The sequence below is a fragment of the Curtobacterium sp. MCPF17_047 genome, assembly GCF_003234045.1.
Taxonomy (GTDB): Bacteria; Actinomycetota; Actinomycetes; order Actinomycetales; family Microbacteriaceae; genus Curtobacterium.
This window is the reverse complement of record NZ_QKSF01000001.1, coordinates 207,313-223,684: the sequence shown is the minus strand read 5'-3', so window position 1 is coordinate 223,684 and position 16,372 is coordinate 207,313. Positions and strand designations below refer to the sequence as shown.

Sequence of the window (16,372 nt, the reverse complement as noted above, 5' to 3'; positions counted from 1 at the left end):
GGAGTGCGGCCTACTCCTTGTTGAGCGTGGAGTCGGCTGCCTTGTCGAAGGTCGCGGCGGCTTCCTCCGGGGTCTTCGAGCCGGAGACGATGCTCGAGAACAGGTTGTTGATGCTCTGGTCACCCTCGAGGTCGGCCCACCGGGAGTTCGCCGGCGTGGCCTTCGAGTTCAGCGCTGCCGTGAAGAAGCCCTTGTTGATGTCGCTGAGCGTCGAGTCGGCGGCCTTGATGCCGTCGGTGCTGTTCGGGATCCAGCCGTTGTCGCCGTACACGTACTTGCTCTGCATCTCCGGGCCGGACGCGATCTTCACCCACTGCAGGGCCAGGTCGGTGTTCTTCGACTTGGCGGCGACACCCCAGTCGGAGCCACCGAGCATCACCGGCTGGGTCTTGCCGGACTTGCCCGGGAACGGGAAGGTGCCGAGCTTGTCCGCCGTCATCTCGGGGTTCGCCTGCTCGACGAGCCCGAGCGTGCCGCTGGTGCTGAGGATCGCCGAGGCCTTCTCGTCGGCGAAGACCTGGTTCATGTCCGGGCTGTCGGTGTTGAGCGTCGCGGAGGCCTTCGAGGAGTAGTCGTTCGCGAACTCCTTGAAGTCCGCCAGACCCTGCTGCGCCTTCGCGTCGCCGAAGCCGGCCTTCCAGGTGCCGTCCTGCTCGGTCGCGATCTCGCCGCCCGCGTCCCAGACGAACTGCATGCCGGCGTACCAGTACTGACCGGGCATGTAGAACGCGGAGAAGTCATCGGCGGTGTTCTTCGCCTTGACCTTGTCGAGGTCTGCGGTGAGTTCCTCGTACGTGGTCGGGGCCGTGGTGATGCCGGCGTCGGCCCACATCTGCTTGTTGTAGATGACCGATCGGGCACCGGCGAACCCGGGGACGCCGTACAGCGAGCCGTCGACGGTCGCCGGATCCGAGAGCCCACCGAGCCAGGTCTGCCCCTGCGCGAGGTCCTTCTTGTACGGCGTCAGGTCCAGGAGCGCCCCGTTGGCGGCGTAGCTCGCGACCTGGGTGTTGCCGAGGTCCAGGACGTCCGGCGGGGTGTTCGTCGCCAGGGCGGTGGAGATCTTCGTCGTGATGCCGTCCCACTGCTGGATCTGGACCTTGACCTTCGCGCCGGTCTTCGCCTCGAACTCCTTGTTGATCGCGGCGATCGTCTTGTCCGAGTAGTCGCCGGTCATGGCCCACACGGTCAGCGTCTTGCCGTCGCCCTTGACGTCGGCGACGTCCTTCGTCCCGCCGCCGCCTCCGCCACCGGCGTTGCCGGCGCTGGAGCAGGCCGTCAGGCCCATGGCGATGGTCAGGGCCACGGCAGTTGCTGCCGCGAACTTCTTCGTACGCATTGCTTCTCCTTGGTGGTCGTTCTGCTGTGTCGGTGTCGGGTCAGCTCACGCCGAGCTCCGCGGCGAGCAGGAAGGCTGCTCCGCCCCGGAGGATCAGGTCGCTGTTGGTGGAGGTGGCGGTCACGGAGAGGTCGTTGCCGACGCTCGCGAGGGTCCGTGCCGTGGCCGTCTCGCGGACGGCCTGGATGAAGGGACCCTGGACGAGGTCGGCGGGGCCGGTGACGACGATCTCGGTGATGTTCACCGCGCTGATGATGGGCGCGAGGACACCGCCGAGGGTGCTGCCGGCCGAGCGCAGGACCTCGTCGCGGTCGTCGGGCGACGCAGCGATCCGGCGGGTCAGGTGTTCGGCGCCGATGAGGACCTCGAGGCAACCGCGACGACCGCACAGGCAGGGTTCGCCGTCCTCGTCGATCGTCAGGTGTCCGATCTCACCGGCGGCGAACCGCTCGCCCAGGACCAGACGGCCGCCGAGCACCATGCCCGTGCCGACACCGTGCTCGAGTGCGACGACGAGCAGGTCGTTGCCGGGCTCGACCTCGAACGCGTGCACGCCGAGGGCCGCGGTGTTGGCGTCGTTGAGCACGTGCACGGGCAGCCGGAAGTGCTCGGTGAGCTGTTCCTGCAGCGGCAGGCCGGCGCCGAGGGCCACGGAGTGCAGCACGGTGCCCGCAGCGTCGATGACCCCGGGGCAGCCGACCGCGATGCCGAGCAACCGGCGGGTGGTCATCGTGGTGAGGCGTTCCACCAGCCGGATGATCCGGACGACCGCCTGTTCCCCGGTGGCGCCGTCCACCTCGATCTTCGCGCTGTCCACGACGTCGCCACGGAGGTTCGTGACCGCGCCGACGAAGTGGTCGGGGAGCGACAGGTCGACGACGACGATGTGGAAGGCGTCGACGTTGAGGTTGATCAGGGTCGCGGGTTTGCCGACCCGCAGGTCCTCCCGCGGGCCGAGCTCGGTGACGAGCGCGTCGGCCTCGAGCTCCGCCACGAGTCCGCTGACCGTCGGGCGGGTGAGGCCCGACTGCCGGGACAGGTCGGCGCGGCTCATGGCCCCGTCGGTGAAGAGCGTCTGCAGGATCAGCGAGCGGTTGTGGGCCCGGCTGTGCTGTGGGAGCGCCTTGCTGCGCGGGCGTCGGAGCTGCGCGCCGAAGGCGGTCTGTGCGTCCGTCTCGTTCGGCATCAGATCTCCTCCCTCCGAGCGGTTGCCTTAGTAAAGGACCGTTCCTAATCGCCTGTCAAGACCCGATCTGCAGCCGTAACAAGCGCGTGATCTGGCGGAAACAGGCGGAAGTCACTGCTTGCCACGGATGCGTAAGGCGTGTTTACTAACCCGCATGCGCAGCCCAGACGCCGCGTCCTCGACGCCGAGGCCGGACACCCCGACGACCGGTCCCCGATGAGGATCGGTCTGGACATCGGCGGGACGAAGATCGACGCCGTCGCGGTCGCTCCGACCGGGGAGACCGTCGACCGGGTCCGCGTGCCGACCGGCTTCGGTGCCGAGACGGTGGTCGCGAACACGCTGCAGGTGATCGACTCGCTGCGGGCACGGACCGGCACGACACCGACCGCGGTCGGCATCGGGATCCCCGGGCTCATCGACCACGAGACCGGCTGGGTCCGCCACGCGGTGAACCTCGGGCTGTCCGAGGTCGCGCTCGGCCCGCTCGTCGCCGACCACGTCGGGCTGCCCGTGCAGGTGGAGAACGACGTCAACGTCGCGGCACTCGGCGCGGCGCAGGCGATGCACCTCGACGGCCCGCACGCCTACCTCAACATCGGCACGGGGTTGGCCGCCGGCATCGTCGTGGACCGCCGGCTCTGGCGCGGAGCCCGCGGGAACGCCGGCGAGGTCGGCCACATCCCGGTGCTCGCCGACGGCCCCGTGTGCGTGTGCGGGCAGCGCGGCTGCCTGGAGACCGTCGCGTCCGGCTCGGCACTCGCCACCGCCTGGCCCGGGCACCCGGGCAGCACCGCCACGAGCGTGTTCGACAGTGCGGACGACGGCGACCCGGTGGCGACCGCCGTACGGAACCGCTTCGTCGGCGGCGTCGCCTCGGCCGTCCGGATCCTCGTGGTCACCGCCGACGTCGAGTCGGTCGTCATCGGCGGTGGGCTCGCCGCCCTCGGCCAGCGCCTCCTCCTGCCCCTGCGTGCGGACTTCGACGAGGCCGCACGCGCCTCCCCCTTCGTCGCGTCGCTCGGCCTGTCGTCACGCGTGCTCCTCGCGCCCCTCGACCAGCCGCTCGCCGCACTCGGCGCCGCTTTCCTGGCTCCCGAGTCAGCCGTGACGGCCGCCTGACGCGAGGGGCGGGACCCGGCCGAGCCGGGCCTCCCGTCACGTCGCATCGACCCCCACGGCCGCTGTCGGCGCCGACCACACGGTCGGTCCGGCGCACCATCCTGTACGGATCCACCGTCCGCCGCGTCAGCCGCGGCTGGGAGTGAGCACGCAATGACCGACCCGACACGTTCCGTCGAACCGCCCGTCTCCGCCGACCTCCGCGCGTCCGGCACGCTCAGCCGTCGTGGCGTCGTCCTCGGCGGTGCCGCTGCCGTCGCCGCAGCCGCCGTGGCGCTGGGTGCACCCGGCATCGCCTCGGCCAGCCCGGGAGGCCCGGCAGCCGTCGCGAGCACCGGCCACCGGCCCGGCACGCCCACGCTGTCCCGCGCCCGCTCGCGCGACCTGGCGTACGACTACCTGGACCTGCGGATGGACGAGTACGGCAGCGGGTCCGCCCTCCGGCTGCCGCGGAGCTACTCCGGCGGCTACTTCGCGTCCCTGCCGACGGAGTTCGTGTCCTCGTTCGCGTACGACGACGCCCTGATGGTCCTGGCGTGGCTCGGTCGCGGTCGTCGCGACGACGTGCAGCGGGCGACGGTCCTCGGTGACGCGCTGCTGTCCCTGCAGGCGGCGGACCCGATCGGGGACGGCCGGACTCGGGCGTCGTACCAGCCGGACACGTTCCCGGTGGCGACACCACCGCGGCCGATCGACATCGGTTCCCCCGCGGCGTACACGGGCAACCAGTCGTGGGTCGGGATGACCTTCTGCCGGTTGTACGCGGTGACGCGGAAGCGGCGGTTCCTGGACGGTGCCCTGCGCCTCGGCACGTGGATCGAGGAACACGCCCGCGACGACGTCCGCCAGCCGGCCGGGTACACCGGTGGCCGGGATGCCGACGACCAGCCGATCACGTACAAGTCGACCGAGCACAACATCGACGTGACCGCGTTCTTCACCCAGCTCGCGCAGCTCACCGGCGACCGGGCGTGGAAGCGACGGGCGGCCCTGGCGGAGTCGTTCGTCCGGGCCATGCAGGACCGGACGGACGGGCACCTGTGGACCGGCACCGACCCGGACGGTGTGACGATCAACCGCGTGCCGATCCCCGAGGACGTGCAGGTCTGGGCGTACCTCGCGACGCTCGACCGGCGGTACTCGGCGTCGGTGACGTGGGTACTCGACACCCTCATCGCACACGACGGTCCGTACACGGGCCCGTCCTTCTCGGACACCGACACCAGCAAGGTCTGGTTCGAGGGTTCCGGTCAGCTGGCGCTCGCCCTGGAAGCCCGGGGCGCACGTGGTGACCGGGCCCGGGCCTCGGCTGTCCTGGACAGCGTGCAGCTCGCGCAGCGGACGCAGCCGAACAGCGACGGGAAGGGGATCGTGTCGGCGTCGTCGGACGGGCTGGACACCGGGTTCGGCGACCTGTACTACGCCAGCCTGCACACGGGTGCGACGGCGTGGTACCTGCTCGCGGTCACGCGGACGAACCCCTTCCGGCTCTGACCCGCCGCGCTGCGCGCGGGGCCGGGCCGGGCCGGCGCGGGCCGGGGCGGGGCCGGCGCGGGCGGTGCCGCAGTTGTCCGCGAAAGCGACAGATCAGCGCGGACCGCAGGCGCACAAGTGTCGCTTTCGCGGGGTGGACCGAGCAGCGTCACCCGGCGCCGGGGTCAGTGGTGTGCGGGCAGCGCCACGGCCCCGGCGCTGCGGGCGTCGTCGGGCACGAGGTCGCCGGTCGCTGCGTCGTCCATCGCGGCGGTCATCTCCTCGAAGAACGCGCTCATCTCCGTGAGGGTCGTGGCTGACAGCCGGTCCGCCGCTGCGATCATCCGGGCGTGGACCCCGGTCAGGTGCGACCGGACGGTGTCGTCGCCGTTGTCGGTGGCGACGAGCACGAACCCGCGACCGTCGCTCGGGTCGGCGCGGCGTTCGACGTGGCCGGCGGCGACGAGTCGCTTCACCAGGGCCGTGGTCGACGCGGTCGTGATCCCGAGGTGCGCCGCCAGGCCGGTCGGCTTCACCACGGTGCCGCGCTGCCGGGCCTGGAGCAGGTGGCGGACGGCGGCCATGTCGGTCGGGCCGAGCTGCATGGTGTCGCGGGTGCGCTGCCGCATGGCGACCTCGGCGGACCGGTAGCGGCGCATCGCGTTGAGGAGTTCCACGCCGGTCTTCGTCGAGCGGTCGGGGTACCAGTACCCGGAGTCGTCGTAGGTCCTCGCGTCGGCCATGGGGTCCCACCTCGTCCTCGGCCACGGGGCGCAGCCGATCCCCCAGGACTACCAGCACGGCGGGGTGGCGGGTCCAGCGCCTCCGCGGGCTTGTCCCCCGATCGCCCGGGCGGTCGTGCCGCGGCGAGACGCCCCCGTCTGTGCGGAACGCCCCGGGACCGCCGAGACGCCGCAGGGATCGGCGGCGTCCCGGCCCGATCGCGGCGTCTCGCCGGGACACCGGCCTCTCCGCTGGACGTACCCCGTGAACCGCATCGGAGCGGGAATGCGCGCAGGGCCCCGCGTGTACAGATCATCACCTCGACGAAAGGAGTCCGCCGTGATCGACGACGACCGCACCCCAGGCCAGCGCACCGACGTGGCCCAGCACCCGCAGTTCCGACTGCAGGACGACGAACCGACTGGCTTCGGCCGCTGGCTCGGACTCATCAACGCCGGAGACTGACCGCTCCGGGCGCGAGCACGACACAGACGCGCGAGCACGACACAGACGGGAGGCCCGTCACCGGTCCACGAGACCGGTGACGGGCCTCCTGTGCGTTGCCCCGGCGACCGGCGGCACGTCCGTCCACGCGGGTACGGTCGGAGCGTGCACGGCATCGGTGAGGTCGACGAAGCCGGGCGGCTCCGGCTGCTCGGCAGTGCGGCGGCGGGTGCGGGCTTCGCGCTCGTGTTCACCATGCTCGTCCTGTCGTCGTTCCGGACCGCGACGCCGCAGGTGCTCGTGTCCGTCGGACTGCCCGCAGCCCTGGTCGGTGCCGCGGTCGCCGGCTGGTTGCAGCTCCGGTCGTGGCGGGTCGACGGCGGCTACGAGAACGTCGTGATGGTCGAGCGCTGGGTGACCGAGCGGCACGTGCCGAGCGGGGTGCCCGCCGAGATCTGGGTCCCGCGACTGCAGGCCCAGGCGGACCAGCAGACCGCCGGATGGGGCAAGATCGTGCTCGCCGTGTTCTGGAGCGCGATGACCTGGTCGATGCGCGACCAGCACGGCACCGTGATCACACTGCTGCTGCTCGGGCTGTGGGTCGGCCTCGCGCTGTGGAGTGCGCTGTGGGTGATCCCGCGCTCTCGGGTGGCGCGCGACATGCTGCGGCAGGGCGTCGTCGTCCGCGACTGAGCCGTCAGGTGCCCGGACCGCCGCGCAGTTCGAGTGCGATCTGTTCGGCGTCCAGGTTCCGGAGCACGGACGCCAGCACCTCGGCGTCGAACGTCCCGTCGTCTCGTGCGTCGAGCAGCGCCGTCCGCTGTGCCCGCAGGACGGCCAGGCGGCGTGCCTTCTCGCGGCCGAGCCAGGCCCGGACCGCTGACGGGTCGGCGGCCGCGAGCTCCTCCCGTGTGACGGCGGATTCGCCAGCGGTCGGCACTGCCTCGGACGCCGCCCGCAGGAGTTCGAGGAGACGCTGCCGCTCGCCGGAGTCCTGCTCCGCGGTGTCGGTCCGTCGCGGGCTGATCCGTCGCAGGAGCGGACCGATCGTCGCGCCCTGCAGCACCAGGGACAGCACCGCGACCGCGAACGCGACGAAGACCAGGAGGGCCCGCTGCGGAGTGCCCTCCGGCAGGGTCTGCGCGGCAGCGACGGTCACGGCGCCTCGCATGCCCGCCCAGACGACCGCGGTGCCGTCGCGCCACCCGAGGGGGGCCTTCCGGAAGTAGGCGATGTCGCCGAGCGCCTGTCGCACCCGGCTCCCCAGCCGCTCGATGTCACGCGCGGTCGGGATGCGCCGCCCGCGCCGGTGCTCCTGGATCGCGGCCCTGGCGGTCTCCAGGTCGTCCAGTCGGGACCGCATGGTCTCCACCCGGTCCTGCATGCCGGCACTGCGCCGAGCACTCGCGCGCAACGAGCGGGGCAAGGGGACGACGTAGGCCGCCCGGACCGCCAGGGTCACGACGAGGGCACCGAGCGCGATGAGGAGCGCTGACCACACCCCGGTGTGTTCACGCTCGACGGCTCCCACGATCGAGGCGAGCTGCAGGCCCATCACGAGGAACACCGCGGCCTCGAGGACGAACTCGATCGTGCTCCAGTTCTGGGCGTCGGACAGCCGGTGGTCGGGCGGCAGCACCCTGGGCGCGCGGATGCCGGTCACGAGTCCGGCGACGACCGCAGCGACGAGGCCCGAGGCGCCGAAGTGCTCCGCGGGGATCGACGCCACGAACGGCACGGCGAACGAGATCGCGGTGTTGACCGGCGCGCTGGTGATCCGTGCCCGGACCGCGAGGTTGAGCAGCCCCACGGCTGCGCCGATGAGCACGGCCAGCACCACCGCGAAGGCGAAGTCGCCGACAGCTCCCCAGAACGAGAACGCTGCCGCGGCCGCGGCGGTCGCGGTGCGCAGCAGGACGAGCGCCGTCGCGTCGTTGAGCAGCGACTCCCCGTCGAGGATCGCCACCTCCGCCGTCCGGATGCCCCGCACGGTCCACGAGGACGGGCAGGGCGGGTTCGCCGGGCTGCTCACGCAGGCCGCGCGGAGGACCGGGGTCGCCGGGTACCCGGGTGACGGCCAGCAGCGCTGGCCCGCCGTGCACGCCCGCGACGCCGCTGCGCTCTTCCGGCTCGCGCTCGAGTCCGCACCCGGCGGCACCGCCTGGCACGCCGTCGCCGACGAGGGCGACCGGGTCATCGACATCGCGACCGTGGTCGGCCGTCGCCTCGGCCTGCCGGTCGAGTCCGTGCCGGACGACACGTTCGGGCCGTTCGGGCCGATCTTCGCCATGGACCAGCCGTCGTCCAGCGTGCACACCCGGCAGGCGCTCGGGTGGGAGCCGACGCACCCGTCCCTACTCGAGGACCTCGAGGCGCTGCAGCCCTGAGGGACCGCGCACGACGACGGACGGGAGGCGCTCCATCAACTGGTGGAGAGCCTCCCGTCCGTCCACCCGCCACTGCGCTGCACCCGGACGTGCCCGGCACGGCGCGATCCGTACAAGCTCCTCGTCCGCTCGCCGCGTCCCGTCTAGCGTGACCGCCGGTCCGGCGCGTGCCGGAGGCGGCGAGGTGGAGGGCGCAGATGACGAACACGACGAGCACCGAGGACCAGGTCGCCGGTGTCCCTCCGGCGATCCCGGACGACGACGGCGGTGCGGAGCAGGCCCGCACCACGCGGCACCACGTCACCCGCGTCGCGTTCATCGCCGCACTCGGCGGGCTGCTCTACGGGTACGACACCGGCGTGATCTCGGGCACCCTCATCGAGATCGGCAAGGAGTTCTCGATCGGCTCCGCCGTCAAGGAGTTCATCACCGCGTCCATCCTCGTCGGCGCGATCCTGGGTGCCTTCCTGACCGGTCCGGTCTCGGCACGGATCGGCCGACGCCGCACGATCCTGCTCATCGCCGCGGTCTTCATCCTCGGCGTCCTGTTCGCCGCGGTGTCGCCGAGCCCGGTGTTCCTGGTGCTCAGCCGGCTGTTCCTCGGCCTGGCGGTGGGCGGGTCGACGCAGACGATCCCGACGTACATCGCCGAGATCGCGCCGGGTCCGCGGCGCGGGAGCCTGGTGACGGTGTTCAACTGCGCGATCGGCGTCGGGATCCTGGCCGCGGCGCTCGTCGGGGTGATGCTCAACGGTGTCGTGTCGTGGCGGTTCATGATCGGCGTCGCCGCGGCCCCCGCGATCGTGCTGCTGCTCGGGATGCTGCGGTTGCCGGAGAGCCCGCGGTGGTTCGTGTCCCAGGACCGCGTCGGGCCGGCGCGCCAGGTGCTGCGGTGGTTGCGGCCGACGCACCGGGCAGCCGAGGACGAACTCGACGAGATCCGCCGACTCGACGACGCCGAACCGGACTCGCGCTCGGGGCAGTGGGCGCAGCTCCGGAAGCCCTGGGTCCGTCCCGCGCTCGTGGCGGGCCTGATCGTGGCCGCGTTCACGCAGCTGACCGGCCTCGAGATGATGATCTACTACACGCCGACGATCCTGACGGACGCGGGCTTCCCGCACGTGTACTCGCTCTGGGCCAACGTCGGCGTCGGGGTCGTCTACCTGCTGATGACCTTCGTCGGGTCGCGGATCGTCGACCGGGTCGGCCGCCGACGGCTGACGCTCGTCATGCTGCCGGGAGCCGCACTGAGCATCGGTGCCTTCGGCGTGCTGTTCTTCGTGCAGGGCGGCAAGCCCTCCCCCGTGCTGACGATCGTGCTGATCCTGCTGTTCATGTTCTTCCAGGCCGGCGGCATCCAGGTCGTCGGATGGCTGATCGGCTCCGAGATGTACCCGCTGCGGGTGCGTGCCGCGGCGACGAGCCTGCACGCGATGGTGCTGTGGGGCGCCGACCTGCTCGTGACCTCGACCGCGCTGACGCTGACCGGATGGATCGGGCTCGGCGGCACGATGCTCGTCTACGCAGCCCTCAACGTGCTCGGGTGGGTGCTCGTGTTCCTGCGGGTGCCGGAGACGAAGGGGCGCTCGCTCGAGCAGATCGAGCAGTCGCTCCGGGACGGGACGTTCCTGCCGCGGTCGTCGAAGCGGTCCTGACCGACGCACCACGAGACGGACGGGAGGCCCGGTGCCAGCTGGCACCGGGCCTCCCGTCCGTCAGGTGGTCGCGTCGCGACCACGGTCAGTTGTAGCTGGCCACCCGGTTCGGCGCGGTGTTGCCCGCCGGGGTGGGGACGGCGCCGCCGACGCCGTTGATGACGCTCGAGATGGTGCCGACGTCACCGAGGGACACCGTGACCAGGCCGTGCGCCTTCACGCCGGCCGTCTGCGGGACCTCGAAGGCGCGGTCGGCGTGCACCGACTTGTTCGTGTTGAAGAAGCAGTAGACGCCACCGCCCCAGATCTCGTGCTTGGTGACGGTCGACGCCACCTTGTAGGCCGCGTACCCGGCTCCGGTCGGGCTCTGCCACGAGGCGTTGTCCGGCACGTCGTACGGCATCTCGTTCTGGAAGAAGATCGTCCGGCCGTTGTTGCCGTTCCACTGCACTTCGTACTTCTGGTAGTGCTCGACGAAGAGGCCGGTGGCCAGGACGTCGTTGCCGTTCACCTCGACACCGGTCGCGCCGGTGTTGACCGTCCAGCCCGTGGCGGCCCCGCCGTGGTCGGCGCGCCAGGCCCAGATGTGGTCGACGAGGGTGTCGTCGGCGTTCACCTGCAGCGTCGTCGTCGCCCTGCCCTGGATGCTCGAGCCGACGCGGAAGAACACGTCCTGGATGCTCTGCGGGTCGGCTGCGTGGTCGACGTGCGATCCGCTGGTGCCGAGGCGGAGCAGCTGCGCGCTGTTCTGCGATCCGGCGTCGACGACGAGGTTCGAGACGTTCACGCCGGCGACGTCGGACGAGGTCAGCACGGCGTTGCCCCGCGTCGGGACGAGCGTCGGGAAACCGATGCCGGTGACGACCGTGTCGGCCCGCGTGACGTTCAGCGCGGAGTCGAGCTGGTAGGTGCCGGGCGTGAAGAACAGGTTGAGCCCCTGCGCCAGCGCACTGTTGATGGTCGCCGCCGAGTCGCCCGGGTGCGCGACGTAGAAGTTCCGCATCGGGATGTCGGTGCCGCCGGTGTTCGGCCAGGTGACACCGCTCGAGTTCTGCTTGAGCGACGGCACGAAGACGTGGTACTTGTTCGACGAGTCGATGTACAGGTACGGCTTCTCGCGGGTCGTCGGCGTGGTGGCGAGCGTGGTGTAGCTCTTCGAGAAGTCGTTCGCCGGCGCACCCTGCACGCCCGAGAACGTCATGTTCCAGTTGCCGCCCTGCCACGAGCCGAGCGTGGAGTTGCGGGTGTACCACTGCTGCTGCGAGCCCGAGGTGACGGTGCCGTCGACCTTGCTGTCCGCGATGTACCCGCCGGACGAGTAGCCCTGGCCGCCGTCCTGGTTCGAGGGGCCCATCGTGAGGTTGCCCTTGATGTGCACCCGGCGCATCGGGGCCGCCTGCGACACCGCCCAGCGGTCGGTGCCGCCCTCCGGCACGATCGCCAGGTTCTCGACCGAGCGCCAGAAGTTCTGCGTGGCGTTCGACTCGTCGCCGGCGTTCCACCCCGAGTCCACGTTGACCGCGCCGTTGATCGTGACGTCGTCGGGGTTCTTCCCGAGGCCCGCGACCGAGGTGTAGAACCCCAGGTTCGCCCACACCCGGCCGTAGTTGCCGGGCTTGAACATGAAGGCGTACCGCTGCGATCCGAACTGTGCGGTGGTGCTGCGCAGCTGCGAGTTGAACGCGGCGTCGACGTCCGCCTGGATCGTCGAGGTCGACGTCGAAGGGCTGTAGACCTTGACGCTGCTGCCGAAGTCCGGGGTGTCGCTCGTCGTGACCGCCTGGGCCGAGATCGCCGGGACCAGCGCCCCCACGACGCCGGCACTCACGGCGAGGGCGACGAGACTTCTCATCCGTCGTTGCATGATGCTCGATTCATGACCGGTGCGGCCCCGTTGCCGCACGGTCGCGACGCTAGACCCGATCGGACATGCTCCGCAGTCGGACGAACGGCGGACAAGTGCCGGTCCCCGGACGGACGCGTTCGGCCGCCTGATCACCACCCGAAGGCGACCAGACGGCCGGCTCACCACCCTGGGTGAGAGAGCAGAGCGCAGATACCCGGTCCGCGCCCTGGAGCCATCATGGCGGAACCGGGAGCGCTCCACCGCCCCCACTCCACGGCTAGACCGTTCCGTCGGCCTACTGGTCGGCGCTCAGCGGGTGGGGGCGACCGGGATGTCCCAGTACGTCGGCTGCTCGTACTGCTCGGACCAGCCGCGGCGCATCCGGGCGGCCGCACGGTCGAACGCGTCGACCGGGTCCGTGTCCGGCGTCAGCAGTGCCTGCAGCCGGAGCCCGTCGTAGAGCGCCAGGAGCTGCTGCGCACCGCGCTCCGGGTCCATCGTCGCAGGCTCCCGGCCGTCGCGGACGTCCGCGGCGAGCGCCGTCCGGATCGTCTGCCGGAACTGCAGGTACGCCGACCGGTAGTAGTCGGCACCGTCGACGGTCGGGTCCGTGGCGGCTCCGAGGATGGACGCGAGCAGACGCATCAGGCCCGGCTCCTCGACGTGCGCGGCGAGCAGCGCGTGCATGTACGCGACCGTGCCGCGCTCGGTGATCATCGGCAGGAGCGGCGCCGAGACCGCCAGGCTCCAGCGCTCGACGGTCGCGGCGAGCAGGGCGTGCCGGTTCGGGAAGAGCCCTTCGACCTCGGCGACGCGCATGCCGCACCGCTCGGCGACCGCCTCGGTGGAGAAGGCGACCGTGCCGGCGTCGTGCAGTACCGCGATCGCGCCGTTCAGGACCCGCGTGCGCGGGACTTCGGCGTCGGCCGAGTCCTGGCTCGTCAGCGGAGCCAGCGGGTGCTTGCGGAACCACTCCAGCAGCGCGCGGGCCCGGGACGCGCCGAACTCCCCGTCCGTCGGCCGCTGCGTGTCGAACAGGTCGCTGAAGCCCGGGACCTCGCGCATCAGCGGGTCGAGGGGCTGGAACGCCATCGACCAGTCCGGGAACGAGCGCTGCTGCACCGGGTCGTCGCAGAGCACCCGGACGTTGGCGTGGCGCGGGTCGAGGCGGATCTGCTCGAGGCGCTCGTGGACGACGTCGTCCTCGCCCTCGATGATGCCGATGCAGTTGGCGTCGCGGTGCGCGAGCATGCCGGTGATGCCGAGCCGGGTGTTCTTCTCGCGTCCCACTGCCAGGATCTGCGCGAGTTCGGAGTCCGAGATCGGTCGGGTCTGCGTGCTGGTGTAGACGAGTGTGCGCACGGTCGGCCTCCCTGGTCGTGGCAGGGCGGGGTGCCCTGGAACGAGTCAAGTGCGCGACCAGTGGCGGCGCCAGTCCCGTGTTCGGGTCGCGTGGGCGCGGTGGCGGCGGGACCGCCGGACGGGAGGCGCGGGCCGGCGCCGGTCCGCGCCTCCCGTCCGGAACCGGGTCACCCGGGTGACGCACCCCGGCTCGCTGCGTCCGGTTGGGTCACGGCGTCGGAGACGACGTGCTCCGTCGTTTCCGCTCTTCGACCGCGGTGCCCTCGGCGCACTCCGAGACACCGACGACGCTGAAGCGGCGGCCGTGTGCGAGGAAGTCCATCGACGTCACAGGGCCGCCACGGCCGCGGACACCGAGGATCGGGTCCGCGGCTCCCGTCGGTACTGCTGACTCGTGATGCCCTTGTCCTTCCACAGCTGCTCGACCGCGGCGACAGCCTTCGCCGGATCAGTCGGCGGCGCGTCCTGCATGAGGATGTACGTGTAGGTCAGGCCGTCGTCGGCTGCTTCGGCGCACGATTCAGCGGTCGGTTCGCTGTACACCGTCCAGTGGCCGCCGACGCTCCTCGTCGTCTCGTCGACGATGCTGACGATCGACTTCTCCGCGTCTGCCGGCTCCACATCCGCACCGCCGGTACAGGCGGTGTGGCCGTCTCCGGCGGCACCCCCACACTGATCTCCATCACCCTGGGACTCGGCGTCCTCGGCCGGACAGCCGGCTGCACCGGAGGAGTGCACCGCGACCCGTGACGCCGGTCATCGAGATGGGTACAGTCCTGGATGTGGGCTCGCGAGGGCCGCAGGGGGAAGGACACCATGGGGGACATCCAGTACGACGAGGCGGCAGCGGACGCACTCGTGAAGGCGTCGACGGCAGCTGCCGAGAAGCTCCGCGGGCAGGGCGCTGGCCGTCGGTCTGCCGTCGAGCAGGGCACGGACGACTTCTCCGGCGCCTACGCGACCCGGTTCGAGGAGTCAGCCCGGATCGAAGCCGAGGACCGGCCGAAACTCGCGTCCGTGCTCGACGACCTGGGCGACCAGGTGAACGAGGTGACCGCAGCGGCGAAGCGGGAACGCGAGCGCCAGGCCGACCTGGCCGCGTGGCAGGTCCGGCAGGACGAGCGGGACCGCTCGGCGGCCGGATCGCCCCTCGGCGTCTTCGGGGTGTCCGGAGGGACGGGCTTCGACTTCAAGCCGTCGGAGACACCGATCGCGCCGCCGAGCATCTCGGCGTCCTTCTCGGCACGAGGGCGCACGCGCACCGGGGACGGGACGTCCGGAGGGAAGAGCTCGGCCGACCCCGACCACCTGCGGTCCTTCGGGAGTGCCTACCGCGGGCTGGACCGGGGCGCTGACGAGAAGCTGACCACGCTGCGGAGTGCGTGGCACGGCTTCACGGGATCGTGCGGATGGGCGCGGATCGAATCGGCCACCTTCCTGACCGGCTTCGACCGGTTGCTCGAGGAGAACGGCGAGGACGCCGCGTGGGCGGAACGCATCGCCGATGCCTTCGAACGCGCGGGCGGTCACGGATCGCTCTCGAACGCGACGCTCGACATCTCCGCTGCCACCGAACTCCCGGCGGCGTTCGAGCAGATGCTCGATCCCGACCTGTCCCCGGCGGAGGTCGCAGCGCTCTGGGCGAAGCTCGGCTACTCGAAGGCCGACGAGGACGACCTCAAGGCCCTGCCCATCCCGGTGCTCAATCGGCTGGGGAACCTGGAGGGCGTCGACTACTGGGCGCGGGACACGGCCAACCGAGTCGTGCTCAAAGCCCGCATCGCTGCGGCGGAAGAGGAAGTGGCAGCCCTCCGGAACACCATCGCATACGACAACGGGACGGCGTGGGGGAAGGCCGCGACGGACCTCGACGCACTCGAGGACATCCGGACGTCACTGACCGACGCGAAGGGCGGCAAGGGCGGCAAGGGCGGAGAACGCTTCCTCATCTCCCTGACGGAGGACCACCCGCCGTTGGCCGCAGTGTCGATCGGCGATCTCGACACCGCTGACAACGTCACCTGGGCGGTGCCCGGGATGGGTTCGGACACGACCGGGATGAGCGAGTGGACGGACTCGGCGCAGCACCTCTACGACCAACAAGCGGACACCGGGCCCGCGAACCGCGCCGTCATCAGCTGGATGGGCTACGACTCACCCCCGAAGCCCGTCATCTCCGGAGAATGGGACTTCGGCGTGCTCGGGAGTGAGTACGCCAAGGCCGGCGGCGACAACCTCGCCGCATCCATCCGCGGCCTCGACGCCGTCCGCGCCGGCGACGCCCCGACGACGAACGTCGTCGCGCACTCCTACGGCTCGACCGCGTCGGCGTACGCGCTCACGCAGAGCGGTGTCCATGTCGACACGTTCTCGACGGTCGGTTCGGCCGGCCTGCCGAACGAGGTCGACGAGGCCAGCGACCTCAACGCCGATCACGTCTACAGCGGTCAAGCGCAGGACGTGTGGTTGATCGAGCTGGAGAAGGGCGATCAGTGGGCCTGGACGGGGCGCCTCAGCGCTGAGCATGGTCAGGACCCGACCGATCCCGACTTCGGCGCCACCACCTTCGGTACCGATGGCGAGACGGAGAACGGTCCGCTCAACGCCGTCGAAGACCACGGCACGCACGCCCCCGACGACCACGGGTACCTCGACCTCAACACCGAGTCGCTGATGAACCTGGGCTTCGCCACGACCGGCCACGCTGAGCGTATGACGGACGACCCGCCCAAGGGGCCGACCGCGTTCCAGCAGTCCCTCTTGGAGAACCCACAGTGGACATTGTGACCGTGAACCATCCGACCCGACGCCTCGCTCACTCGATCGCAGGCGTCG

Annotated in this window: 14 protein-coding genes; 7 read left to right on the top strand and 7 right to left on the bottom strand. The window is 71.1% G+C overall.

Annotation, left to right across the window (positions count from 1 at the left end; genetic code table 11):
• Positions 1–10: 10 nt before the first annotated feature.
• Both DEJ33_RS01145 and DEJ33_RS01140 read right to left on the bottom strand, forming a co-directional pair.
• The gene (locus tag DEJ33_RS01145) at positions 11–1,339 is read right to left on the bottom strand and encodes a sugar ABC transporter substrate-binding protein (protein WP_111194123.1); all 1,329 of its coding nucleotides are present in this window, start codon (positions 1,337–1,339) and stop codon (positions 11–13) included.
• 40 nt (positions 1,340–1,379) lie between these two features.
• Positions 1,380–2,525 carry an ROK family transcriptional regulator gene (locus tag DEJ33_RS01140; protein ID WP_111194122.1) on the bottom strand — a complete coding sequence of 382 codons (1,146 nt, stop codon included), beginning with the start codon at positions 2,523–2,525 and terminating at the stop codon, positions 1,380–1,382.
• A 216-nt stretch (positions 2,526–2,741) separates the two neighbouring features.
• Between DEJ33_RS01140 and DEJ33_RS01135 the strand changes: the two genes are divergently transcribed.
• Complete coding sequence (locus DEJ33_RS01135) at positions 2,742–3,647, top strand: ROK family protein (RefSeq protein WP_111194121.1); 906 nt, start codon at positions 2,742–2,744, stop codon at positions 3,645–3,647.
• A gap of 153 nt (positions 3,648–3,800) precedes the next feature.
• Positions 3,801–5,141 carry a hypothetical protein gene (locus tag DEJ33_RS01130; protein WP_111194120.1) on the top strand — a complete coding sequence of 447 codons (1,341 nt, stop codon included), beginning with the start codon at positions 3,801–3,803 and terminating at the stop codon, positions 5,139–5,141.
• Between the two features lie 164 nt (positions 5,142–5,305).
• Here the strand turns inward: DEJ33_RS01130 and DEJ33_RS01125 are convergent, their stop codons facing one another.
• Positions 5,306–5,863 carry a MarR family winged helix-turn-helix transcriptional regulator gene (locus tag DEJ33_RS01125; protein WP_111194119.1) on the bottom strand — a complete coding sequence of 186 codons (558 nt, stop codon included), beginning with the start codon at positions 5,861–5,863 and terminating at the stop codon, positions 5,306–5,308.
• Positions 5,864–6,182: 319 nt separating this feature from the next.
• On the opposite strand from DEJ33_RS01125, the gene DEJ33_RS17525 reads away from it, so the two are divergent.
• Together DEJ33_RS17525 and DEJ33_RS01120 are read left to right on the top strand one after the other, a co-directional pair.
• Positions 6,183–6,308: a hypothetical protein gene (locus DEJ33_RS17525; RefSeq protein ID WP_258366233.1), complete on the top strand. Its 126-nt coding sequence runs from the start codon at positions 6,183–6,185 to the stop codon at positions 6,306–6,308.
• Positions 6,309–6,452: 144 nt separating this feature from the next.
• Complete coding sequence (locus DEJ33_RS01120; protein WP_111077067.1) at positions 6,453–6,980, top strand: hypothetical protein; 528 nt, start codon at positions 6,453–6,455, stop codon at positions 6,978–6,980.
• Between the two features lie 4 nt (positions 6,981–6,984).
• On the opposite strand, the gene DEJ33_RS01115 is transcribed toward DEJ33_RS01120, so the two are convergent.
• On the bottom strand, positions 6,985–8,253 hold the full coding sequence (locus DEJ33_RS01115) for a sodium:proton antiporter (RefSeq protein WP_258378056.1): 1,269 nt from the start codon (positions 8,251–8,253) through the stop codon (positions 6,985–6,987).
• Positions 8,254–8,266: 13 nt separating this feature from the next.
• On the opposite strand from DEJ33_RS01115, the gene DEJ33_RS17420 reads away from it, so the two are divergent.
• Together DEJ33_RS17420 and DEJ33_RS01110 are read left to right on the top strand one after the other, a co-directional pair.
• Positions 8,267–8,674 carry a hypothetical protein gene (locus tag DEJ33_RS17420; protein ID WP_258374482.1) on the top strand — a complete coding sequence of 136 codons (408 nt, stop codon included), beginning with the start codon at positions 8,267–8,269 and terminating at the stop codon, positions 8,672–8,674.
• Between the two features lie 197 nt (positions 8,675–8,871).
• Complete coding sequence (locus DEJ33_RS01110) at positions 8,872–10,329, top strand: sugar porter family MFS transporter (protein WP_111194117.1); 1,458 nt, start codon at positions 8,872–8,874, stop codon at positions 10,327–10,329.
• Between the two features lie 85 nt (positions 10,330–10,414).
• Here DEJ33_RS01110 and DEJ33_RS01105 read toward each other — a convergent pair whose 3' ends face one another.
• From DEJ33_RS01105 to DEJ33_RS01095, 3 genes are all read right to left on the bottom strand, one after another.
• A complete protein-coding gene (locus DEJ33_RS01105; protein WP_111194116.1) occupies positions 10,415–12,181 on the bottom strand; it encodes a hypothetical protein in 1,767 nt (588 codons plus the stop codon).
• 303 nt (positions 12,182–12,484) lie between these two features.
• Positions 12,485–13,537 carry a BLUF domain-containing protein gene (locus DEJ33_RS01100; protein ID WP_111194115.1) on the bottom strand — a complete coding sequence of 351 codons (1,053 nt, stop codon included), beginning with the start codon at positions 13,535–13,537 and terminating at the stop codon, positions 12,485–12,487.
• Positions 13,538–13,864: 327 nt separating this feature from the next.
• Complete coding sequence (locus DEJ33_RS01095; RefSeq protein WP_111194114.1) at positions 13,865–14,158, bottom strand: hypothetical protein; 294 nt, start codon at positions 14,156–14,158, stop codon at positions 13,865–13,867.
• A 195-nt stretch (positions 14,159–14,353) separates the two neighbouring features.
• On the opposite strand from DEJ33_RS01095, the gene DEJ33_RS01090 reads away from it, so the two are divergent.
• Positions 14,354–16,324: an alpha/beta hydrolase gene (locus DEJ33_RS01090; RefSeq protein WP_146242500.1), complete on the top strand. Its 1,971-nt coding sequence runs from the start codon at positions 14,354–14,356 to the stop codon at positions 16,322–16,324.
• The last annotated feature ends 48 nt before the right edge of the window (positions 16,325–16,372 follow it).